14 protein-coding genes are annotated in these 22263 nt (G+C 60.7%); 1 reads left to right on the top strand and 13 read right to left on the bottom strand.

Annotation, left to right across the window (positions count from 1 at the left end; genetic code table 11):
* Positions 1 to 114: 114 nt before the first annotated feature.
* The 13 genes from JAO77_RS03225 to JAO77_RS03285 all read right to left on the bottom strand — a co-directional run bounded on the left by JAO77_RS03225 (position 115) and on the right by JAO77_RS03285 (position 20806).
* Positions 115 to 2175, bottom strand: a complete 2061-nt coding sequence (locus JAO77_RS03225) for an alpha/beta hydrolase family protein (RefSeq protein WP_198988849.1) — start codon at positions 2173 to 2175, stop codon at positions 115 to 117.
* Positions 2176 to 2250: 75 nt separating this feature from the next.
* On the bottom strand, positions 2251 to 3795 hold the full coding sequence (locus tag JAO77_RS03230; protein ID WP_198988851.1) for an aldehyde dehydrogenase family protein: 1545 nt from the start codon (positions 3793 to 3795) through the stop codon (positions 2251 to 2253).
* 151 nt (positions 3796 to 3946) lie between these two features.
* The gene (fbp, locus tag JAO77_RS03235; protein ID WP_198988853.1) at positions 3947 to 4957 is read right to left on the bottom strand and encodes a class 1 fructose-bisphosphatase; all 1011 of its coding nucleotides are present in this window, start codon (positions 4955 to 4957) and stop codon (positions 3947 to 3949) included.
* Between the two features lie 115 nt (positions 4958 to 5072).
* Entirely contained in the window at positions 5073 to 5618 is a 546-nt protein-coding gene (locus JAO77_RS03240) for a nuclear transport factor 2 family protein (protein WP_235998190.1), read from the bottom strand.
* 9 nt (positions 5619 to 5627) lie between these two features.
* Complete coding sequence (locus JAO77_RS03245) at positions 5628 to 7004, bottom strand: MFS transporter (protein WP_198988854.1); 1377 nt, start codon at positions 7002 to 7004, stop codon at positions 5628 to 5630.
* A gap of 81 nt (positions 7005 to 7085) precedes the next feature.
* The gene (locus JAO77_RS03250) at positions 7086 to 7739 is read right to left on the bottom strand and encodes a beta/alpha barrel domain-containing protein (RefSeq protein ID WP_198988856.1); all 654 of its coding nucleotides are present in this window, start codon (positions 7737 to 7739) and stop codon (positions 7086 to 7088) included.
* 123 nt (positions 7740 to 7862) lie between these two features.
* Positions 7863 to 8876, bottom strand: a complete 1014-nt coding sequence (locus JAO77_RS03255) for a sugar kinase (protein WP_198988858.1) — start codon at positions 8874 to 8876, stop codon at positions 7863 to 7865.
* 305 nt (positions 8877 to 9181) lie between these two features.
* Entirely contained in the window at positions 9182 to 10627 is a 1446-nt protein-coding gene (gene uxaC / locus JAO77_RS03260) for a glucuronate isomerase (RefSeq protein ID WP_198988860.1), read from the bottom strand.
* 174 nt (positions 10628 to 10801) lie between these two features.
* Entirely contained in the window at positions 10802 to 12451 is a 1650-nt protein-coding gene (locus JAO77_RS03265) for a UxaA family hydrolase (RefSeq protein ID WP_198988862.1), read from the bottom strand.
* Positions 12452 to 12657: 206 nt separating this feature from the next.
* Positions 12658 to 14193 carry a tagaturonate reductase gene (locus JAO77_RS03270; RefSeq protein WP_198988864.1) on the bottom strand — a complete coding sequence of 512 codons (1536 nt, stop codon included), beginning with the start codon at positions 14191 to 14193 and terminating at the stop codon, positions 12658 to 12660.
* Between the two features lie 132 nt (positions 14194 to 14325).
* The gene (gene pelA, locus JAO77_RS03275; RefSeq protein WP_198988866.1) at positions 14326 to 15399 is read right to left on the bottom strand and encodes a pectate lyase; all 1074 of its coding nucleotides are present in this window, start codon (positions 15397 to 15399) and stop codon (positions 14326 to 14328) included.
* 65 nt (positions 15400 to 15464) lie between these two features.
* Positions 15465 to 17360: a RagB/SusD family nutrient uptake outer membrane protein gene (locus JAO77_RS03280; RefSeq protein ID WP_198988867.1), complete on the bottom strand. Its 1896-nt coding sequence runs from the start codon at positions 17358 to 17360 to the stop codon at positions 15465 to 15467.
* A 137-nt stretch (positions 17361 to 17497) separates the two neighbouring features.
* Positions 17498 to 20806 (bottom strand): SusC/RagA family TonB-linked outer membrane protein, encoded by a 3309-nt coding sequence (locus JAO77_RS03285; protein ID WP_198988869.1) that lies wholly within the window; start codon positions 20804 to 20806, stop codon positions 17498 to 17500.
* Between the two features lie 398 nt (positions 20807 to 21204).
* Between JAO77_RS03285 and JAO77_RS03290 the strand changes: the two genes are divergently transcribed.
* Positions 21205 to 22233, top strand: coding sequence for a LacI family DNA-binding transcriptional regulator (locus tag JAO77_RS03290; protein ID WP_198988870.1), 1029 nt, complete (start codon positions 21205 to 21207; stop codon positions 22231 to 22233).
* Positions 22234 to 22263 lie beyond the last annotated feature (30 nt).

The raw sequence follows: 22263 nt of genomic DNA on the forward strand, positions 1-22263 counted from the left end.
GAAGGAGGGCGATGAATAAGTAATTCAAAGTTGGCCTTACTAGCTATCTTATTCTGTATCTATTGGCTCAAGCTCGCCAGGGCGCAGCTAAAAAGAGCTTTTTACTGTGCCAACTCAATAATTCACTAGCCGGCTGCCTAGGGCGCGGCGAAGGTCGGGCACATCGTAGGTGCGCAGCACCCTCGGCAGCACCTCCGAGTAAGCGTCCTTGGCCGTCGGGTTTTCCAGAAAGTATTGAAAGCTAGGTGGCCCACCGCTCACCTGCACCTGCTCGATTTGAGGGTGATAGCTACCCGTAATAGCGCCCCCCTGGTTGGTGGCCTTCAATACGGAGGAGTTTGCCACCAGCGGGCTGAGCAGCGCCGCGTGCAAGGCCACCAGCGTCGCCCGGCCATCGGCCCGCAGCAAAATAGGCAGGGTCCGCAAGCGGCTGTCATTGCGCAAGAAGCTGAGGAGCGTTCGCACATCGCCCACGCGCTGAGCTAGCAGCGGGCGCCCTAGGTGCAGAGCTAGTTGGGTGGGACGATACTCTTGGTTGTAGTACTTGGGGTCGTTGAACGTGGCGGGGTCGGTGGTTTCGCCGAGGCCGCGCAAGTCGGCCAGCAGCACCGCCGTGCCCTGGCGCTGGTAGGCGGCCAGGCGGGCGGCGCTATCGCGCAGCACCGTGGCCATTCCTAGGTCGGGCAGCCACAGCACCAGGCGGGTAGGGGCGGGGCCCGTGGGCAAAAGCAAGCGCGCCGGCAGCGGCGGCTGGCCCGCGCTGCGCAGCAGGATATTCTGCCAAGCCTGACCGCTGGGCAGGCGCAAGGTGTCACGCAGGTCGATGCTTAAGGGGCCACTGCTTGTATTAGCACTGTCGAGCTGGCGCCTTACTACCGCCGCCAGCGCCTCGGGCGAGTAGGCAGGGCGGCGTTTGGCGAGTGCCCGTGCCTCAGCCAAGTAGCCCGCCGACAGCGTTTCCTCATTCTTGAAGCTGGTGTTGACCTGCCCGGTGCTGGTGCAGCGCAGGGCGGCTTCGGGCAAGGCTACCAGAGGCGTTTCTTCGGGCACTGCCGGCCCACTCACCCCCAGCCACCGCCGAAACCACGCCACGGCCGCTACCCGCTTGGGCGCCGAGATGCCGTGGCCATCGTCGTAGGTGAATAGGCTAGTGTGCTCGGGCTGACCTAAGGCCGCGTAAGCGCGGTGCGTATCGGCATACGCGGCCTCCATGTCGGTCTGGTCTACAAAGTCGTAGCGGCCCGTGAGCCACAGCAGCGGCTTGGGGGCAAACATGATAGGCCAATCGGCGATATCGAGGCCGACCGCCCCGGCGCCCGGCAGCTGTACGCAGCCATCGGCCGGGCCGGTGAGGGTGAGATTGCGCTCGCCGCTGGCCACGTAGCTGCACAGTGCGGCCACCTGCACACGGTCGTCGTACCCCACGAAATAGGCCGTTTGGGTAGCGCCCCCCGAGTTGCCGAGGCAGCCCACGCGAGCTGCATCTACTTCGGGCCGGGTCAATAAGTAGTCGAGGCCGCGCACGTTGTCCCACAGTTCTGCGGCAGGTAGCGAGCGACCTAGGAGCGCCGCCTGCGCATTGAGCAGCGTGTGCTCGGTGGTGCCGCCGCGGGTGAGCGGCTTGCCGCTAGCGTCGGTCAGCTGCATGCGCTCGCCCTGCGAAATCGGGTCAATCACGAGTACCACGAAGCCATTGCGGGCAAACAGCCGGGCCGTTTGCTGGTACGAGGGCGTGGCCTTGCTGGTGTTCTCGTGCCCGCAAAAGAGCAGCACCGTGGGCTTTTTACCCTTGCCCTCGGGCAGGTATAAGTTGGCCGTGACGTGGTGGCGCGGCGTGCTTTCGTAGATAACTCTCTCTATCCGAAACCCCGCCTGCGGCACCGTGCCCACCACCCGCGCCCGCAGCGGCGTGCGTGCTGGCAGCGGCCCCAGCACCCGCCGAAAGCGCGCCCGCGCCGAGTCGCGGTAGGCCTGGGTGCCCGCCGCCGACCCTAGGGCCTTGGCTAGCTCGGCCCGCCGCGGCTCGTACTGCGCGTGCACCTGCTGCAAGAGGTAGGTAGGCAGCGTAGTAGCCGCCCGCCAGTCGATGACGGAGCTAGGCAGCTTGCCCGGCGAAGGTTGTGCCGTGGCACCTAGGGCAAGCAGCGCGAGCAGGGCGGCAAGAATCTTGGACATAGGGCGGGGGTGGGAAATAGAACGGGGCCGCCTCCCTACTGGAAAACGGCCCCGAAATAAGCGTGTTAGCAAGCCCTAGGCTTTCTCGGGCAGCAGAATGGCGTCGGGGTAATTGCCGAGTACCGGTTGCGAGGGCGCACCTTGCGTCACGGCTTCTATCAGCAGCTTGCCGCCCACGAAGGCACCTTTCCAGCTCTCGCCCAGGCCGCCGAATACTTCCTCGCGGTCACCGCGCGAGCGCAGCTTATTGATACCTACTTTAAAGGCGCGCAGCTCCTTGGCGGTGCGGTTGGCCCACTTCTCATCATCCGACCCTAGGGCCGTCACGAGCGCGCCGTTCGAGATGTTCATCTCGCCCACTAACTCCTCCACGCGGTCTACGAGCACGATGCTGTCGATGGGGCCGAAGGGCTCCTTAAAGTACAGCTCGGCTTGGCGGGGCAGGCCCACCAGGCCGCGCGGCGCCCGGTAGGCCGAGCGGTCTTGGCCGGGCAAGAACAGCGAGTCGTCTAGCTTGCCTTGGTAGAACGGAATGGCGCCGGTCTTGGTGGCGTTGTTGAATAGCTCGTCGAGGCTCTCAGCCTGCCGGGCGTTGATGACGGGGCCAAAAGCCAGGTCGGGCAGCTTGTCGCCGGGATTGTCTACCAGCGTAGGGTTGCCCACGCGCAGGCTGCCGATGGCTTTGGTGTAGGTTTCCAAAAACTCGGGAAACAGCGAGCGCTGCACTACAAAGCGCACGTAGGCCGTGCAGCGCTGCTTGCCGTAGTCGTAGCCCTTCTTGAGCTGGTCGGCCAGCGCGTCCCACTGCGAGTAGTCCCAGATGCCGTAGGTGTTCACGCCTTCCATCTCCAACATGTAGCGCTTGTGCTCTTGGCTGAGGGCGTCGGCGATGTTGCGGCCGTTGTAGCGCCCACCCACAAAGGAGAGGCAATCCACGGCGGCGTCCTTCACCAGCACGTCGCTCAGCTCGCCGCCGGGGCCGCTTACCAGTGTCACGGGCAGGCCGCAGCGGCGGGCAATGGCGAAGGTGAGGCTCAGGGAGATAAAGCCGCCGTCAGTAGGGGTCTTGGCAATCACGGCGTTGCCGGCCAGCACCTGCACCAGCACCGCGTGCATGAGCACCGACATGGGGTAGTTCCACGAGGCAATGTTGCTCACCAGCCCTAGGGGGCGGCGGTCGCCAAGCAGGCTCTCGATATTGTCCACGTACCACTGCACGCCCTCGATGCAGCGGTCGATGTCGTTGAAGCCCAGCTTGTAGGTCTTGCCGATTTCCCACATCAGCAATTTGCTCACGAGGTCGATGTGCGGGCGCAACTGGTCAAGGCAAGCCTGCACTTTGGCGCGGCGCTCGTCGAGGTCGGTAGCTGCCCAGGCGGCTGCTTCGCCTTTAGCAAAGCGCACGGCGCGCAGGGCCTCATCGTGCTTGAGCATGGGCAGCGAGCCAATCTCCGAGCCATCGATGGGGGAGTGGAAAGGGCGTGGGTCGCCGGCTTCCTGCCACTTGCCTTCCAGCAGGTTGAGGTAACCGCCCGCGGGCGAAAACACTTCGGGAACAGCCTGCTTGACGTCGTTCAGCAGCTTGCTGAATTCTACCTCAGGCGAAACGATTTTAGACATGGGAAAGGGTGCGCACAGCCAGCGCCGTACAAATCGGTGAAAGAACAGGATAAAAAGCGACTTGCCCGCCGCATTGTTGGCGCTAAGTAACCTAAGCTGCGGTGTAAACCGGCTAACTAGGCTGCCTTAGCCCGCGCTACGGGGGCACCACCTAGGCGTGGGCCACGGCTTGCAGCTCACGCACCAGCTCGGCCGAGCCCACAAAGAGCGGCACCCGCTGGTGCAGGTCCTTAGTAGGAGGCACTTCGAGCACCTCGTCGGCGCCAGTTACGGCAACGCCACCAGCTTGCTCGGTTATGAAAGCGATAGGGTAACACTCGTAGAGCAAACGCAGCTTGCCGCCGGGCCACTCGGCGGTGGGTGGGTAGAGGTACACGCCGCCCGTGAAGAGATTACGGTGGTAATCGGCCGCCAGCGAGCCTACGTAGCGGGCGGTGTAGCGGCGCTCCTTGCAAGTAGTGAGGAAGGTGCGCGCAAACTCGGGAAAGTCAAACCAGTTGCCTTCGTTGCACGAAAAGACTTGGCCTTGGGCCGGGATGGTGAGCTGGGGGTGCGACAAGAAAAACTCGCCTAGGCTGGGCTCGTAGGTGAAGCCCGCCACGCCGTGCCCGGTGGTATATACGAGCATGGTGCTGGAGCCATACAGGATGTAGCCCGCCGCTACCTGCGCTCGCCCGCCCTGCAAAAAGTCTTCGGCGCGTGCCGGCCCCCCATAGCGACTCACGCGCCGATAAATGCTGAAAATGGTGCCCGTGCTTACGTTGAAGTCTAAGCTCACCGACCCATTGAGCGGGTTGAGCGCCACCACGTATTTGCCATCGTGGTTGCCCGTATCGATGATGTCGTGCCGGGCCTCGCTCAGCACCGCGCAGCACTCGCGCCCATTGGTGAGGGCCCGCACAAATCGGATGTGCGCCTCCTCACCTAGGCGGTGGCGCGGGGCACCCTGCTCTCCCTCGGGGCCTACTGCCTCCGCAATGCTATTGAGGCCCGCCCGGCTCACTTCCCGCACCATGATTTTGCTGGCCAGTGCAATGTCTCGCAACAGCTGCGACAGCTCGCCGGTGGCAAACGGAAACTCAGCCTGCTTGCGCATGATGTAGCGCTCGAGCGTAGTGCCAACGGGGGTAGCTAGTTCGTCGTGAGTAGGGGTAGGGGACATAGGTGATTATGGTAGCAGAACCGCTTGTCATTGCGAGCGCAGCGAAGCAATCGCACCTGTTGAGTACCGCTGTTTGGGTGCGATTGCTTCGCTGCGCTCGCAATGACAGGCTTGTTTACTTTGCTTCCGGCTGCTTTTGCGACTGCCACAGCACGACTTGCCAGCCCTTCTTAGGGTCTTTAATCTGCATCGTCACGTACTTAATGTGGGCCACGTTGGGCGTGCCGTCGGGCTTATTAGGCTGGTAAATAACGATTTGGCCATGCACCGCGGCGGCGGTGCCGTCATTGTAAGCCCGCACGCTAATGCTCTCCACGTCAATCTTGTCGTACACGCTTTTGCCGTCGCGGATGCTTTGGAGGTAGTCGAGTTTGCCGTTTTGCTTGCCGTTGGCGTGGGTGTACACGAGGTCGTCGGCAAAAACTTTCTCCAAGAAAGCGTAGTCCTTGCTGACCTGAGCGGCGAAGCGCTGGCGCTCCAGCTTCTCCACTTCCTGGGCTGCTGCCGCGTTTTTCTTGGTCATTTGGCCACCTAGGGGCGTGGGCAGCGTCGTGATTAGCGCCTTGCTGCTAGTAGGCTGCGGTAGCCGCTGCTCGGGCGTTTGGGCATAGGTGAGCGCGGGCAAGGCCAGCAGCGCCACGGCGATAAACGAGCGTTTCATAGAAGCAGCTTAAGAAGCGGTGGGAAGAATATCGTCGGCGTCGAGCTTGATAGGCTCCATGCGCGGCACCAGCGTGAACATGATAACCCAGGCCAGCAGGTAGATGCCCCCGCAAATCAGGAACATGATGAAATAGGCCTTGTTGAGTTGGCCCAGGGCCTCGTAATACACGAACATGCGCTTCTGCACCAGCGCCGACAGCGCAATGCCCCCCATGCCGCCCGCAAAGCCGCCAATGCCCGTAACCGAGCCCACGGCCCGCTTCGGAAACATGTCCGACACAGTGGTGAAGATGTTGGCGCTCCAGGCCTGGTGGGCCGCCGCCGCAATGCCAATTACTAGCACCGCCAGCCACATATTCAGCTGCCCTAGGTACTGCGCAAACACTATCGGGAACACGCAGAAGGCAATAACCAGCATGGCCGTTTTGCGCGCCTGGAAAGCGGGCATGCCACGCTTAATAAAGCCCATCGGCAGGTAGCCGCCACCCACACTGCCGATGCTCGACAACACGTACACCGCCGCTACTGGCAGGGCAATAGCCGTGCCCGTGAGGTGGTACTGCTTGCCTAGGAAGTCGGGCAACCAGAACAGGTAAAACCACCAAATGGGGTCGGTCAGGAACTTGCCCAGCACGAAGGCCCACGTTTGGCGAAAGCCCAGCAGGGTAGCCCACGAGGTTTTGGGTTTTTCCTCCACTACCGCGCTCTCGGCCGGCAGGCCTACCGGGGTGTCGGAATTGATGTAGTCAAACTCGGCCTTGCTCAGGCGCTTGCTGTTGGCTGGCGTTTCATACACAGCATACCACAGCACCAGCCACACAAAGCCCAGCGCTCCCGTGATAAGGAAGGCCCACTTCCAGCCAATGGTTTCGGCAATGAGCGGCACCGTGAGCGGCGCTACGATGGCCCCTACATTAGCCCCAGAGTTGAAGATGCCCGTGGCCAGGGCCCGTTCGCGCTGCGGAAACCACTCGGCCGTGGTCTTGATGGCTGCCGGGAAGTTGCCGGCCTCCGTGACACCTAGGAAAGCCCGCGCCACCCCGAAGCCAAACGTGCTGCTAACCAGCGCGTGGCCCATAGCTGCTATGCTCCACAAGGCCGTTGAGATGGCATACCCCAGCTTGGTGCCGAGCTTGTCGATGATGCGACCCACACCCACCATGCCCACTGCGTAGGCCAGCTTGAAGGCAATCTCAATGTTGGCGTAGTCGCCCGCATTCCAGTGAAACGCCGTTTCGAGGTAAGGCTTCAGCAGCGAGATAACTGCCCGGTCGAGATAGTTGATAGTTGTGGCAAAAAATACCAGCGAACAGATAGTCCAGCGGTACTTGCCTACCACCGAGGTGTCGGTGCCGGGCGGCGAGCTGTGAAGGGTGGGATTCATAGGTTGTAGTGCTTGGTACTTAGTGCCTGGTGCTTGGTCTTCTGTTGCAAAAGCAGCTAGCAATTGGCAGAAGACCAAGCACTAGGCACTAGGCACTGATTTAGTTAAGAACTGTATGAGCGGGGCCACGCGGGCCGTAACCACGGCCGGGTCGCTGGCACCCTTAAACAGCTGTGAGCCAATGCCCACGGCGTTGATTCCCGCGCCAAACCATTCGGCGAGGCTAGCTTCGGTGGGCTCGACGCCGCCCGTTACCATGAGCTTGGTGGCCGGCATGGGCCCGCGCACTGCCTTAATGTAGTCGGGCCCAACCACGTTGCCTGGGAATACTTTCACTAGCTGCGCCCCGAGCTGGGTGGCCGCGTATATCTCGTTGAGGGTCATGGCGCCTGGCACCCAGGCTACGTCATGGCGCTGGCAGGCTTCAGCCACGTCGGCCGTCGTGATGGGCTGCACTACAAAGGTTGCTCCCGCCGCGATGAAGCGCTCGGCGTCGACCGCGTTATAGATGGTGCCAATGCCCAGCACGAGGTCGGGGCAGTCGGTGGCCGTGAGTTTGGCTAGCTCTTGAAACACCTCGAAGGCATTGGCCCCGCGGTTGGTAAACTCAAATACTCGGACGCCGCCTGCATAGCACGCCCGCACCATGTCCTGGGCATGGGCCGCATCGGCATGAAAGAAAACCGGCACCAGTGGCGCAGCAAGTACTTGAGCGAGGACTTCAGAAGAAGACATTTTTATGAGCTGTTAGCTATCAGCTGCTAGCTGTTGGCTATCGGTTCAAAGTGGAAAGGAAGCTGCCTTGGCCCGCCTAGGGGAGCTAGCAGCTAGCAGCTGATAGCTAACAGCTTAAATAGACTACCGCAGGAGGCGCCCCGTCAGGTTACCCTGCATAAGGTGCTCGACTTCGGCCGGCGCTACTAGGTTGATGTCGCCGTGGATGGTATGCTTGAGGGCCGAGGCAATGGTGGCAAAAGACAGGGCTTGCTCGCGGCTCTCGTAGTGGGCATCTCCATAGATGAAGCCGGAGATGAAAGAATCACCCCCGCCAATGCGGTCTACCACGGGGCTGATGTCGTAGAACGGCGTTTCGAAAAACTCGCCCTGGTCCCAAAGTAGGCCACAAATGCGCTCGTGCGACGCACTCTGCGTTTGGCGGCGCGTCGCAATTACGCGCTTGATTTGGGGGAAGCGCTGGGTCAACTGCTGGCTCATAGAGATAAAGCCGTTATCGGTGCCTTCGGCAGCCTTGATGCCAAATAGGTCATCAGCGTCGCCTTCGGTACAAACTACAATGTCGCAGCCAGCTACTAGGTCGGGCATTACGTCTTGGGCTTTTTGACCGTACTGCCACAGGTTGCGGCGGTAGTTCACATCGGCCGAAACCGTGATGCCGAGGCGGCGCGCCGCTGCAATAGCATCGGCGGTGGCCTGCGCAGCGGCAGCCGAAATGGCGGGCGTGATGCCCGTCCAATGCAGCCAGCCAGCATCTTTCAGCAGCTCATCCCAGTTGAAAGCAGCCGGGTCGAGGTTCGCGAAGGCCGAATCGGCGCGGTCGTAAACAATGCGGCTAGGCCGCAGCGAGGCGCCCACTTCCAGAAAATACAGCCCTAGGCGGTGGCCTTCGGTGAAAAGGCAGCGGCTCATGTCCACGCCATAGCGGCGCAGGTGGTTGGCGGCCGCATAGCCCAGCTCATTGGCCGGAAACACGCCGACGTGAGCGGCGGGCACACCCATTTGGGCGAGGGCGGCAGCCACATTGGCATCGCCGCCGCCGTAGGTGACTTCGAGAGTGGCCGTTTGGGGGAGCCGGTAGTTCAGCGGCGGCGAGAGCCGCATCATCACTTCGCCGAAGGTTACGACTTGCTTCATATAAGGAAGAAACCAGGTGCGCGGCTTCGGCTAGTAGTTGCCAATTGGCGGCACCTAGGGAAATTTAAGACCGGAAAGGTAGGCGGTGACGAAGGCCAAAAATGCAGTTTAGAGCGAATTTATTAGCGTAATCGTTGCCGATAGCCGGTAGATAGATAACTATCTAGGTTGGTAGAAAAACGCCTATCAGGGCGAGCGTAGCGACGTAATCGCACTCGAACAGTGCGGCTAAACAGGTGCAATTGCTTCGCTACGCTCGCCCTGATAGACGTTTTACTTTAAGCGACTTTCGGCAAAGGACACCGCTAGTTTGCCACCAACTCTCCTGAACTCACCGGTGCAGGCGCAGCATCGAAGCCAAAGTATTGGCTGGCATTACCGTAGCTGATGTTTTCAACTAACTGGCCCAGCCAGGGTAGCTCTTCGGCGGGCAGTTCACCGTTTTCCACATCGCGGCCCAGCAGGTTGCACAAGATGCGGCGGAAGTACTCGTGGCGCGGGAAGGAGAGGAAGCTGCGCGAATCGGTGAGCATGCCCACGAAGCGGCTCAGCAAGCCCATGTTGCTGAGGGCATTGATTTGCTTCTCCATGCCATCTTTCTGGTCCAAGAACCACCAGCCCGAACCAAACTGCATCTTACCGGCCACCGAGCCATCCTGGAAGTTGCCAATCATGGTGGCAAAGATGTCGTTGTCGGCCGGATTGAGATTATAGAGGATGGTCTTGGTTAGTTTGTCCTGGTTGTCGAGGCGGTCGAGGAAGCGCGAAAGCGCCTGCGCCTGCGAGAAATCGCCAATAGAATCCCAGCCCGTGTCGGGGCCCAGCTGGCGCAGGGCGCGGGCGTTGTTGTTGCGCAACGCCCCTAAGTGAAACTGTTGGGTCCAGCCCTTCTCCCAGTCCATAATAGCTAGCTCAACCAGCATAGCCGACTTAAACTGCTCAATCTCGGCGGGCGTCAGCCCTTGGTCAAGCCGCGCTTTGTCGAAGATGGCAGCTACTTCTACTTCAGTATAGTCGGCAGCATAAATCTGCTCTAGGCCGTGGTCCGACAAGCGCCCACCTAGGGAGGCGAAGAAGTCGTGGCGCTGGCGCAAGGCTGCCAGCAGGTCAGCATAAGCGCGAATTTCGATGCCCGCCGCTGCCCCTAGGCGCTGCAAGTAAGCGGGGTAGTCGGGCGCCTCGGGCGTCATGGCCTTGTCGGGGCGGAAGGTAGGCAGGATGCGCGTCTCAAAACCTTGGGCCGCAATGGCTTGGTGGTGCTCCAATGAGTCGGCAGGGTCGTCGGTGGTGCACACGGTCGCCACGTTCATCTTGCGCAGTAGGCCCTGCACGCTGTATTCGGGCGTTTGCAGCAGGGCATTACACTGCTCGTAGATGCGGCGGGCGCTATCCTTGTTCAGTAGCTCCGTGATGCCGAAGTAGCGGCGCAGCTCTAGGTGCGTCCAGTGGTACAAAGGGTTGCGCACGGTGTAGGGCACAGTTTCAGCCCATTTCTCAAACTTCTCCCAGTCTGACGCATCGCCCGTGATAAAGCGCTCATTCACACCATTGGCCCGCATGGCCCGCCACTTGTAATGGTCACCGTAGAGCCAAATTTGGGTGATGTTCTCAAACTGCCGGTTCTGGGCAATCTGGTCGGGCGGCAGGTGGCAGTGGTAGTCAATGATGGGCTGCGGCGCAGCGTGCTCGTGGTAGAGCTGGCGCGCGGTGGGCGTTTGCAGCAGGAAGTCGTCTGAGAGAAAGGGAGTCATATTATAATGAGCAATTAGCAATGAGCAACCGTTTGTCATCCTGAGCTTGCGAAGGACCTTCTCACGTCAGAACTAAGACGTTGAAATAGTATCTCTGATGACTGCAACCGCGATAAGGTCCTTCGCAAGCTCAGGATGACAGACGTATTTTGAAGATGACAGGCGTATTTTGAATTACAGCGATACCCCGCGCTTCCACGGAATGAAGTCCGTTTGGCCGTGGCGCACGGCGTGCACTTCTAGGCCGCTGGCTACCTGAATGACGTATTCGAGGATGCGCTCGCCGGCCTGCTCGATGGTTTCTTCGCCGTCGATGATGGTACCCGTGTTCAGGTCGATGATGTCGGGCATGCGCTGGGCCAGCTTGGTGTTGGTGCTGATTTTGATGACCGGCGCGATGGGGTTGCCGGTGGGCGTGCCGAGACCGGTAGTGAAGAGCACCACGTTGGCACCCGAGCCCACTTCGGCAGTCGTACTCTCCACGTCGTTGCCGGGGGTGCAGAGTAGGTTGAGGCCGGGCTTAGTCACGAGCTCGGGGTAGTCGAGCACGGCTACTACCGGCGACGAGCCGCCCTTGCGGGCCGCGCCCGCCGACTTAATAGCATCCGTAATTAGGCCGTCGCGGATGTTGCCGGGCGAGGGGTTCATGTCGAAGCCCGAGCCCACCGCGATGGCCGAGTCGCCATACGATTTCATGAGCGAGGTGAAGCGCTGGGCCGTTTCGTGGTCTACCGAACGGTTCACCATTTCCTGCTCTACGCCGCATAGCTCCGGGAACTCAGCCAGGATAACCGAGCCACCTAGGGCCACCAGAATGTCGGAAGTATGACCCACCGCGGGGTTGGCCGAAATACCCGAGAAGCCGTCCGAGCCGCCGCACTCCAGCCCGATGCAGAGCTTGCTGAGCGGGGCCGGCTGGCGCTGCTGCTGGTTGGCCTGCATGAGACCCGCGAAGGTTTGGCGCAGGGCCGTGCTCACCAGCGTTTCCTCGGTGCCTAGGGTCTGCTGGTCCAGAATAAAGAGCGGCTTGCTGAAGTTGGGGTCGCGCAGCTTTATCTCATCTTGCAGCATGGTGGCCTGGGCGTTTTGGCATCCTAGGCTAAGCACGGTGGCGCCGGCCACGTTGGGGTGCGTGATGTAGCCGGCCAGCAGGCCGCACAGGGCCTGGGCATCTTGGCGGGTGCCGCCGCAGCCGCCCTCGTGGTTGAGGAAGCGGATGCCGTCTACGTTCGGGAACAGTTTGGGCTTCTGGTAGTCTACCTCCGCCGATTGCAGGTCGGTGGCCAAGATTTCTTCTACCGACTTACCGGCCTGCATCAGCTCGATGAGGGCCTGGGTCTGGGGCTGGTAGCTTTTGCGGCGAGCGTAGCCTAGGTCATTCACCAGGGCTTCTTCGAGCACCTGGATGTTGCGGTTTTCGCAGAATACCAACGGAATAACCAGCCAGTAGTTGGCCGTGCCCACGCGCCCGTCGGGGCGGTGGTAGCCCATGAAGGTGCGGCCCTCAAACTGGCTCACATTGGGCTGGGCCCAGCCCTGCGAGTGCTGGCCTTCCTGGTACGAGTTGGTGGCGTGCTTGAGGTTGCCGGTGGTGAGTAGGCCGCCGGTGGCCACGGGAGCCGACATTTTGCCTACCAGTACGCCGTACATGGTTATCTCGTCGCCTACCGCGAAATCGTGCAGCGCGAGCTTGTGCTTCGCGGGAATTTTCTCGGTCGTCGTTACGGTCACCCCATCCCAGGTTACGGGCGTGCCGATGGGTAGGTCGGTGAGGGCAACCAGGACGTTGTCGGCGGGGTGGATTTTAGCAACTAAGTGCTTCATGGCAAATATCAATTAACAAGTAGCAAGTATCCAGCTAGCGCTTGGCAGGTTTCATCCCTGCTAAACAAGGCAATGGGACAAAGGTCAGCAGTATTTGCGGCAGCGCCCAATACGATGGTAGCCTATTTGCGCTAGCTGCTCCGTAGCGCGGGCTTTTAATTCGCGCGTGGGTAAGCTCGTCTCCACTGGCGGATTAAAAGTCCGCGCTACACTGCGGCTTTCTGATTCTTATTGAGCACCGTGGCCAGCGTAGCAGCGGCGCCCTCTTGCTGAAGCTGGGTGAGGTAGCGCGTTACGCTGTCGGCAAAGCCAGGCAGGGCCGTGAGGTCGGTGCCCCAGAGGGCTTGGTTGCCTAGGGCCGCTTGCACGAGTTCGGCGGTGGGTAGCCGCTGCCAGAGGTCGGCGAAGTAGCCCGCTTGCTCATCCTGAATGAGATACTCCTGGCCGTGGGCCTCGCCGTACCACTTATCGCCCTCTTGCCGGGTGCCGCGCTCAAATAGCAGGTAGGCCGCAAAACCTAGGGCCACATACTGCGGCACGGCCCGGAAACGCTCGTAGTAGTGCAGCAGGTCGGGTACCACGCGCATGCGCAGCTTGGCCGAGTAGTTGAGCGTGATGGCCAGCCAGCGGTGCTCTACGGCAGGGTTGCGGAAGCGGTCGAGTACCTGCATGCCAAAGCGCTGGCCCACCTTTTCATCGACGGGGTAGGGGATGCCGGGCAGCAAATCGGCCAGCATCAGGTTGCGGACGTAGGTGGCCAGGCGGTCATCTTCCATGGCTTCGCGCACGGTAGCTACGCCGCTCAAAAAGGCCAGCCCGCAGCTGAGCGAGTGCGTGCCGTTTAGTAGGCGCAGCTTCAACTCGCGAAACAGGTCGATGTCGGGCTGCACAATCACGCCAGGGTGTATTTGCTGAAAGCTCAGTACTTCCTTCACCCGCTCGTCGCCCTCAATGGCCCACAGCAGGTATACCTCCGACATGGTTAGCAGCTCATCCTCGTAGCCCAACTCTTGGGTAAGCTTAGCATAGGTTTCTGTCGCTGGCTTACCTGGTACAATGCGGTCAACCAGTGAGTTGCAGATGGTGTTGGCTGTGGTGAGCCAATGCATAAAATCGAGACCTAGGGCGGCGCGCTCAGCCAGCTCCTGCAAAATGCCGCGCAGCTTGGTGCCGTTGTCGGGTATTAGTTCGGTGGGCACTATCACCAGGCCTTTGTCGGGGGCGCCGCCGAAGGCCTGAAAGCGGGCGTGCAGCACCGCCAGTAGCTTGCCCGGAAACGAGCGCGGCGGGGTGGCGCCTAGGTCCTCCTTTTCGTCGAGCACGATGCCGACCTCGGTGGTGTTCGAAAGCACCACTTTTAGGTCAGGGCTGGTGGCTACTTGCAGCACCTCGGCCCACTGGCTCTTAGCCGACAGCACGCGGCTGATACCGGCGCACACCACGTCTTCGCTGATGGTTTGGCCGTCTTCCACACCCCGCACGCACACGGTGTACAGGTTGTCTTGGCGGTCGAAGGCCGCAGCGTCGCCCCCGCCGTCGGTGCTCTTTACCACCACTACGCGGCCGTTAAAAATGCCTTGGCGGTTGGCCTGGTCAATCAGAAAATCGGGCAGCCCGCGCAGCAGCACACCCGTGCCAAACTGCAACACTTTTTCGGGAAGCTCGAACAGCGCCGGAATAGGAAGAACAACCGAGGGCTTGGCCGCGCCGGCTTGCGTAAAAAGTTGGGAAAGGACGGGCATGTTTTTGCAAAGATTTTATAGCAACTGCTGGTAGATAATGGATGGGTAGCCGGTTGGCCTAGCGCCTAGGTCAGTGCTTGTTCAAATGAATATCCTAAGCCTAGAGAACGCGTCATGGGCTCACCTGCTCACTTACTGTTTCCACTTTTGCTGCCATTTGGGGTACTCACTAGTCAGGAGCTTTTCGGGCCAGGTACTGGCGTACACGTAGCCGGTGCGGCGCTCATTTTCGATATCGGCTAGGCGGGCGTGCTTCACGCCATCGCGCCCCACGTAAATTGGTTGGTTGGTGTCGAGGTCGTAGAAGCGGGCCCACAGGGTGCTGCCGGGCGAGGGCACCATTACCCGGTCGCGGCCCTTAGGCTGCTTGGGGTCGGTGATGTCGGCCACGGCCATATTTTCAATTTTAGCGGCTCCGAACCAGGCTACTGCCGCTTCCACGGCGCGGCGCACCTCGGGGCTGGGCTGGTCGAGGCTCATCAAAAACTCGGTGATGCCCACCGACTCGTCGCCGCTCAGTGAGGCCAGCTCGAAGGCGCGGGCCGGGCAGGGCAGCAGCGTGCGGCGGTCGTGCTGAGCGCACCACACCGTGCGCTTGCCGTGCTGCATATACTGCGTTTTCAGGATGCACTGCACGCCTAGGTCCACTGCCCGCTGGGCTGGCGCCACGAGGGTGGGGTCTACAAGAGCGAAGTCGCCTTTTTTCTTGGCCACAGCTTGCAGCACTTTTAAGGCGTTCACCATGGCGTTGTCGTTGTAGGTAATCTGGGCGCGGTAGAGGTTGCTGAGCGGGTAATACTGCGGGAAGCCGCCGCTGGGCTGCTGCATCTTGAGCAGGTAGCGGATGCCTTTTTCGGCACCTAGGCGGTAGGCCGGGTTCTGGGTAGTTTTGAAAGCACCGAGTAGATAAGTGATTTCGCGGGTCGTGGCGTTGTTGTCGATGGTAGCATCCTCACGGCTGGCGTCGCGGCGGGCATCCTGCAGGTCGGTGGCGCTCATGGGGCGCTTATAGTCCACCTTCACCTCGTTCACGGCCTTGGGCCAGCCACCCACGCTGCGCTGAAAGGCAAGCATCTTCTCGGCGGTGCTGTCCTGGGTTGCTGCCTGCGCCGGCTTAGGGGCTAGCACCAACGAGTGGCTGCGGCACGCGCCTAGGTTGGCAGCGGCCAGGCCAAGAGTAGCAGCAACGAGCAACGAATACTTCATCAGTAGAAAGAAAGGCCAGCTGACGCCTGAGCGGTTGCCTAGGTAGCCGCTCAGGCGCGTAGCAGTTAGTAGCCGAAGTTTTGCTTCAGGGCGGGGTCGGTATCGAGGGTGGTTTGCGGAATGGGTAGCAACTCCTTGCCTAGGCCCGCTACGTACTCGGCCGCCATGCCCGTGCCCGTGCTGTTGACGTTAGTAGTCGTAGTGGTGCCGCCCGTGGTGGTGCTGATGGGCACCACCGTGCCATTGGGCTGCAGGTTAGCCACGTAGGTGCCGTCGATGGACTGGCGCCAGTTGACGCGGACAATTCCGCTAGGTAGTGGCGTGGCTGGGGTAGTAGGCAAAAGAGACGTAGGCGTAGGCTTAAAGAACGAACGCGTCCATTGCACCTTGCCGCTCACTACCCGGTAAAACTGGTAGAGCGGCACGTTTTGGTACTGGCCTAGGCCCTGGCGCAGTAGGTTGAGGTTGGCCTTGGTCTCGCTGAGCTTAGAAGCCAGCAGGTTCCAGCGCAACAGGTCGTATTTGCGGATGCCTTCGGAGCCAAACTCCAGCAGGCGCTCGTTCACGATGGCGTTAAACATATCGGCCTTCGAGCCGGTGTTCAGGTTGGCAGCCGCAAGGTTACGGTTGTTGCCATAGCCGCGGGTACGCACCTCCAGCAGGGCATTGAGGGCCGCCGTGGTGGGGCCATTCAACTCATTATCGGCCTCGGCAAACATCAGCAGCACATCGGCAAAGCGGATGATGGGCCAGTTGTAGCCTAGATAGTTGTTGGTGCCAGGCAGGGCCGGGCTGTGCCAGTCGCGCCGAAACTTGCCATCGTAAATCGTGTTCAGTGCCACGCCCGACTGGTTATTGCTGCCATTAGCAAACTGGTAGGGCGCAATCGTAATATCGCGGCGTACGTCGGTCGAGTCGAAGGCGTAGAAGTAGGTCGGCACCACCGTCACGGCGCCCTGGGTCGAGCCGTAGATGGGCGAGTTTTGCAAGCGCGGGCCGTTGTAGTAGCCCAGCTTAGAGTCGCCGGTGGCCGTGGAGCCCGCCATGCCTACCTCAAACATGATTTCGTTGGCAGCATCGCGGCGCTGCTGGTTTAGCCCTAGCCACAGGTCCGAGTAGCTCGGGTTCAGGTTGTGCTGGCTGCGCTGGTTCATCAGCTCCTGGCACTCCTGCCGGGCAATGCGGTAGTAGTCGAGGTAGTCGGTTTGGCGCGTCATGGTGTTGCCTTGCAGCGAGTAGCCACCGCGCTGGAGCGCAAGGCGCGCCCGCAGCGCTTTCACCGCACCTTTGGTAATGCGCTCGTTGCCAATACCCGCGTTCGAGCGGTAGGGCACCAGCTTCTCGGCCGTGGCCAGGTCTGCAATCAGGGTGGTCAGCGTCTGGTTGCGGTTGCCGTTGGGCAGGTTAAAATCCTGGTCGTAGCTCGAGGGCGAGAACTGCGCCGGCACGTCGCCCCAGTTGCGAATCAGCTCGTAGTAGTACTGCGCCCGCAAGGTCAGGGCTTCGCCGTAGAGGCGGTGCAGGGCTGCGGTGTCGGCGCTGGTGCCGGTGGTGTAAAGCGCCATCTGCGGAATATACTTGATGCAGATATTGGAGCGCTCCACGCCCTGGTACAGGTTATTCCAGGGGTTGATAATCTCGGTGTTGCTAGCAAAGGCCTTGTAGCGCGAGATGCCCCGGCGCCCCGTGTCGAAGGTGCCCGACGAGCCGATGAGCTCATCGGTATCGTAGGGGTAGTACATGCTAATGCGGGTGCCGTAGGTATTGTCGCCCGACAGCGGGTCGTAGGCGCCCAGCACGGCGCTGGTGGCCCCGCTCACTGTGCTGAACGTGGCCTCGGTGGTAGTGAGGGCCGTGGGCTCTATATCAAGGTAGCTTTTGCAGGAAGTGGCCAGCCCGGCCGCCCCGGCCAGCAGCACCGCCGCCGTGGCCTTCCGCGAAGTGAACTTAAAAACTTTCATAAGGCTAGAAACTAGCTAAAGTGCGGGTGGGAAAATTTTGGTGCTTGGTTGTTGGTGCTTAGTGCTTAGTTGTTAATGCTTTGGCCTTCAGTAAAAAGGTCCTAAGCACTAAGCACCAGCAACTAAGCACTAGTAACCTACAGCCCTAGGTTGAGGCCAAACAGGAAGGCGCGGCTGCGGGGGTAGGCGGCGTAGTCGACGCCCGGCGTGAGCGGGGTGCTGCGGCGGGTGTTCACCTCCGGGTCGTAGCCCGAGTACTTGGTGAAGGTGTACAGGTTGTTGAGCGTCACGTAGAAGCGTAGCGTCTGCACCTTCACGCGGCTGAGCAGGCCCTTGGGCAGCGAGTAGCCCACCGTGATGTTGTTGACGCGCAGGAACGAGCCGCTCTCGATGGCGTAGGAGTGCAGCAGGTAGTTGCCGCGCACCGGGCTCCAGATGGTAGCGTTGGCGTTCACCTGGTTAAAGGTGTTGGCATCGGTGATGAGCACGCCGTTGTTGTCAGTGTAGCGCACCCGGTTGTTCATTTCGCTCAGCAGGTTGGCGTAGGAGGTGTTAGCCGTGCTGGTCGTAAATTCAATCTTGTTGGCGTTGTAGATGTCGTTGCCCAGCACGAAGTTGAGGAACACACTAGCGTCGAAGCCCTTGTAGGTGAACTGCTGGTTGAGGCCCCCAATCATCTTGGGGTTCGAGTTGCCAATGATGGTCTTGTCGGCTTCCGTCAGCTGGCCGTCGCCGTTCGCGTCGCGCAGCTTGAGCGAGCCGATAGCCACGGCGGTACCGGTTACGGCGGCGTTGCTGGCCACGCCATCGGCGAGCACGCCGGTGCGGGTGGCGTAGTTATACGACTTGAAGTCGTTGGCCGTGTAGTAGCCATCGGTCACGTAGCCGTACATCATGCCTACGGGCTGGCCTACGCGGGCCACGTAGTCGGGGCCCGATAGGGCAGTACCCGCCCAACCCGACTGGATGCTCGGAATCTCCGACAGCCCGCCTAGGTCCGTGATTTTGTTACGGTTGAACGTAGCGTTAGCTGTGGCCGACCAGGTGAAGTCTGGCGTCTGAATGACCGTGCCGCTCAGTTGCAGTTCCAGGCCCTTGTTCGAGGTCGAGCCGATGTTGCGGAACTGCGAGGTGTAGCCCGAGAAGCCCGGCAGTGGCTGCGCAATCAGCAGGTCGCGGGTGGTATTGTAGTACACGTCGGCCGTGAACTGCACGCGGTTGTTGAACAAGCCCACGTCCACACCCACGTCGCTGGTAGTGGTGATTTCCCAACGCAGGTTAGGGTTAGCCAAGGTCGAGCTGGCCGTGGCGGGCGTCGTTACGTGGTTGAGGGCATACGACGAGCTACCCGGCTGAAACAGCTGCGTGTACAAGAAATCGGGCACGCGGTTGTTGCCGGCCTGGCCGTAGCTCACGCGCAGCTTCAGGTCCGATACCTTGGTGAGGTAGTCCTTAAAGAAGTCCTCCTGCGAGATGCGCCACGCCGCCGAAGCACCGGGGAAAATACCACGGCGGGTAGCACCGGCCGCAAACTTCGACGAGAGGTCGTAGCGAGCCGTGGCCGACAGCAAATACTTGCCATCGTAGTCGTAGCTGAGGCGGCTGAAGCCCGAAACCAGACCATAATCGACCGGGATGCCAGTACTCGGTAGCACGGGCTGGGCCACGGTACCCACCGGCAACACGGCCTGGTTGATGTTGGCCAGGGCGCGCTCGGCGGTGATGTCGGCCGGCAAAAAGTTCGTTTGCACGAAGTTCTGGGTGGTGCGCTGGCGGTAGGTTTCCTCACCCAGCAAAGCCGAGAACGTGTGCTTGTCTTTCTTCAGCGTGTAGGTGAGCGTGTTCGAGTTGTTGAGTGTGGTCGTGATGCCATTGGTGATGGTCACGAAGGGCAGGTTTTGGTAGCCGCCCGCCGCCTGCCGAATGGTCGGCGAGTACAGCCCGTTGAAGGTCCCTAGGTCGGTGTAAGTGATGTCAAAACCGCCCGTGGAGCGAAATGCCAGCGACGGTAGGATGTTAAATGACGCCGTAGCACCCATGTTGAAGGTGCGGCGCTTATCGGAGCGATACTCGTTGTTGATGGCCAGCACCGGGTTTACCAGCGACGAGTTGGCGAAGAAATCGGGGTCGAAGTTGGCAGTCGGGTCTACGCCCGCCACACTCGTGGGCAGGTTAAAAGGGATGTACTGCACCGTGTTGCGCAGGCGCGACGTTACGCTGGAGCCGGTGTTCACCACTTGGCCGTTGCTGGAGGTACCTAGGGCGGCGCCGGTACCGGCGCCTAGGTTCTCCTGGTCGTTAAAGCGAGCATTGAAGCCTAGGCGAAACTTCTCGCTCGCCTTGGTGTCGATGCGGAAGTTCACCAGCTTGCGGTCGTAGCCCGAGCCCAGTTGAATGCCATCCTCCAGGTTGCGGGTCAGGCTCAGGTTGAAGGTCGTGGCCTTGGTGCCGCCGCTCACCGATACGTTGTGCGTTTGCTGCATGGCACTGCGGCCAAACACCTGCTCCTGCCAGTCTTGGTAGGGTAGGTTGCGCAGGTTGTTCAGGGTATCGCCATTGAAGTTGAGCGAGCCGAATACTTGCCGGAACGTGTTGATGCCGCCCGATACGCTGGCGCCCGAGCCCGTGAGCTGCGCCCGCTCGTATTCCCAGTTCAGGTAGTCGGCTGGGCCCATCACGTCGAGCTTCTTGGCCAGCTTGCGGAAGCCCCCAAAACCATTGTACGACACCGAGGTGCGGCCTTCGCGGCCGCCCTTAGTGGTGATGATAACTACGCCGTTGGCCCCGCGGGCACCGTAGATAGCGGTCGAAGAGGCGTCTTTCAGCACATCGACCGAGGCAATGTCTTGCGGCGCGATAACCGACAGTGCGTTCTCAATCTGAATGCCGTCTACGATGTAGAGCGGCGAGTTGTCCTGGGTAATGGAGCCGCCGCCGCGCACCTTCACTTGCACGCTGTTGTTGCCGGGCGTGCCTTCCGAAGAGGTCAGCTGCACACCAGCCAGGCGGCCCGTCAGGGCCTCAGCGGCCGAGTTGACAGGAATATCCTTAATCTGCTGGGCATTCACCGACGAGATGGCGCTCGTAACGTCGCCGCGCCGAACCTCTTGGTAGCCAATAACCACCACATCGTCGAGCGACTGCACATCCGATACCAGCGTAACGTTGATGGTGGTTTTGTCGCCTACGGCTATTTCCTGGCTCACGTAGCCCACGAAGCTGAAGCGCAGCGTGGTCGTTTTGCTGTCGGCGGGCACGTTGATGGTGTAGCCGCCATCAACGGCAGTGGAGGCGCCGCTGGTAGTGCCTTTGAGCAGTACCGTTACGCCCGGCAGAGTCTCGCCGTCTGACCCTTTGACGATGCCACTCACTGCACGGGTTTGGGCCAGGGCCGCGCCCACGCTGGCGCACAGCACAAGCCAGAGTAACAGGAAATGTCTTTTCATAAGAGCAGCAGGAGAAAAATGGGTGGGAATTGAAATAAGTGGCGAGAGTGAGGGGCTGCGGACTGGCATTGCTGCCAGCGAGCCTAGGGCTAGGTAGGAGCGGGCTGCTAGCCGCCGGCCGGGCCAAAAACTATTTTTTTAAACTTTAGCAGGATAAAATGCCTAAGCGGAGCCGGGCAACTGCTATCGGATGCCTCGAAGTTTAGCGAATGATGGGCGCCTGATGAAGCCCTAGCGCGTTTTTATTTGCGCAAACGTTATCGGTAACGTTCCCAAAACCCGCCTCATGCGGCGGCAAAAGCCCGAGTAGCCCGCGGCATCGATTTAAGTGATACCTTTAGATGCTAGCCCAGGGCCGGGTTTTTAGCTCAAAATTTGTATTTTAATTATATTTTAGCTTGGAAGCCGCCACCCTCAAAGACATTGCCCGCGAACTCAATATTTCGGTCTCGACCGTGTCGCGGGCCTTGCGCGACAGCTATGAGATAAATGCCGAAACCAAGCGCATTGTGATGGAGTGCGCGGCTCGCCTGCACTACCGCCCCAACCCCATTGCACTCAGCCTGAAGGGTAGTAGCAGCAAGGCCATCGCGGTTATCGTGCCGCAGATTGCTAATTATTACTTTTCGCAGGCCATCAATGGCATCGAAGATGTGGCCAACCGCCGGGGCTACGACGTGCTCATTTTCCAGACCCACGAAACCTACGACCGCGAAATAGCCAACCTGCGCCAGGCCCTAGCCCGCCGCGTCGACGGCGTGCTCATCTCACTCAGCAGCGAAACCTCCGACCTGACGCACCTGCAGGAGCTACAGCAACAAGGCACGCCCATTGTGCAATTTGACCGGGTATCGGCCGAGGTGAATACGCCCCGCGTAGTAGCCGACAATTTTGGGGGCGCCTTTGCCGCTACCGAGCACCTTATTAAGACTGGGCGGCGGCGCATTGCGCACCTCACTATTCAGCCCTGGCTCAGCATCACGCAAGAGCGGCTGGCGGGCTACCGCGCGGCCCTGGAGCAAAACGGCTTGCCCTACGACGAGAGCCTGGTGCGCTTCGGTACCTTCGGCCCCGACGAGGTAGGGCCGCTGGTAGATGAGCTGCTGGCCCTGCAGCCCCGACCCGATGCCTTTTTCACGGCCAGCGACCGGCTGGCCCTAGGGTGCCTGGGGGCGCTACGCCAACGCCGCATCAGCATTCCCGATGAGGTGTCGCTCATCGGCTTCACTAATCTCAACGTGGCCGATTTGCTATCGCCCTCGATGAGCACCGTGGTGCAGCCCGCCAAGGAAATCGGCCAGACCGCCGCCGAGCGCCTGCTCGACCTCATCGAGCGCAAGCAGCGCCCCGCGTTGCCCATTACCACGACTACCATTCCCACCACCATGCAGCTGCGCGAATCGACACAACTGGCGGTAGTGGCCTAGGGAGGGTGGTAATCTTTGATAGCGGAATCG

The organism is Hymenobacter sp. BT559 (genome assembly GCF_016427535.1).
Classification (GTDB): domain Bacteria; phylum Bacteroidota; class Bacteroidia; order Cytophagales; family Hymenobacteraceae; genus Hymenobacter.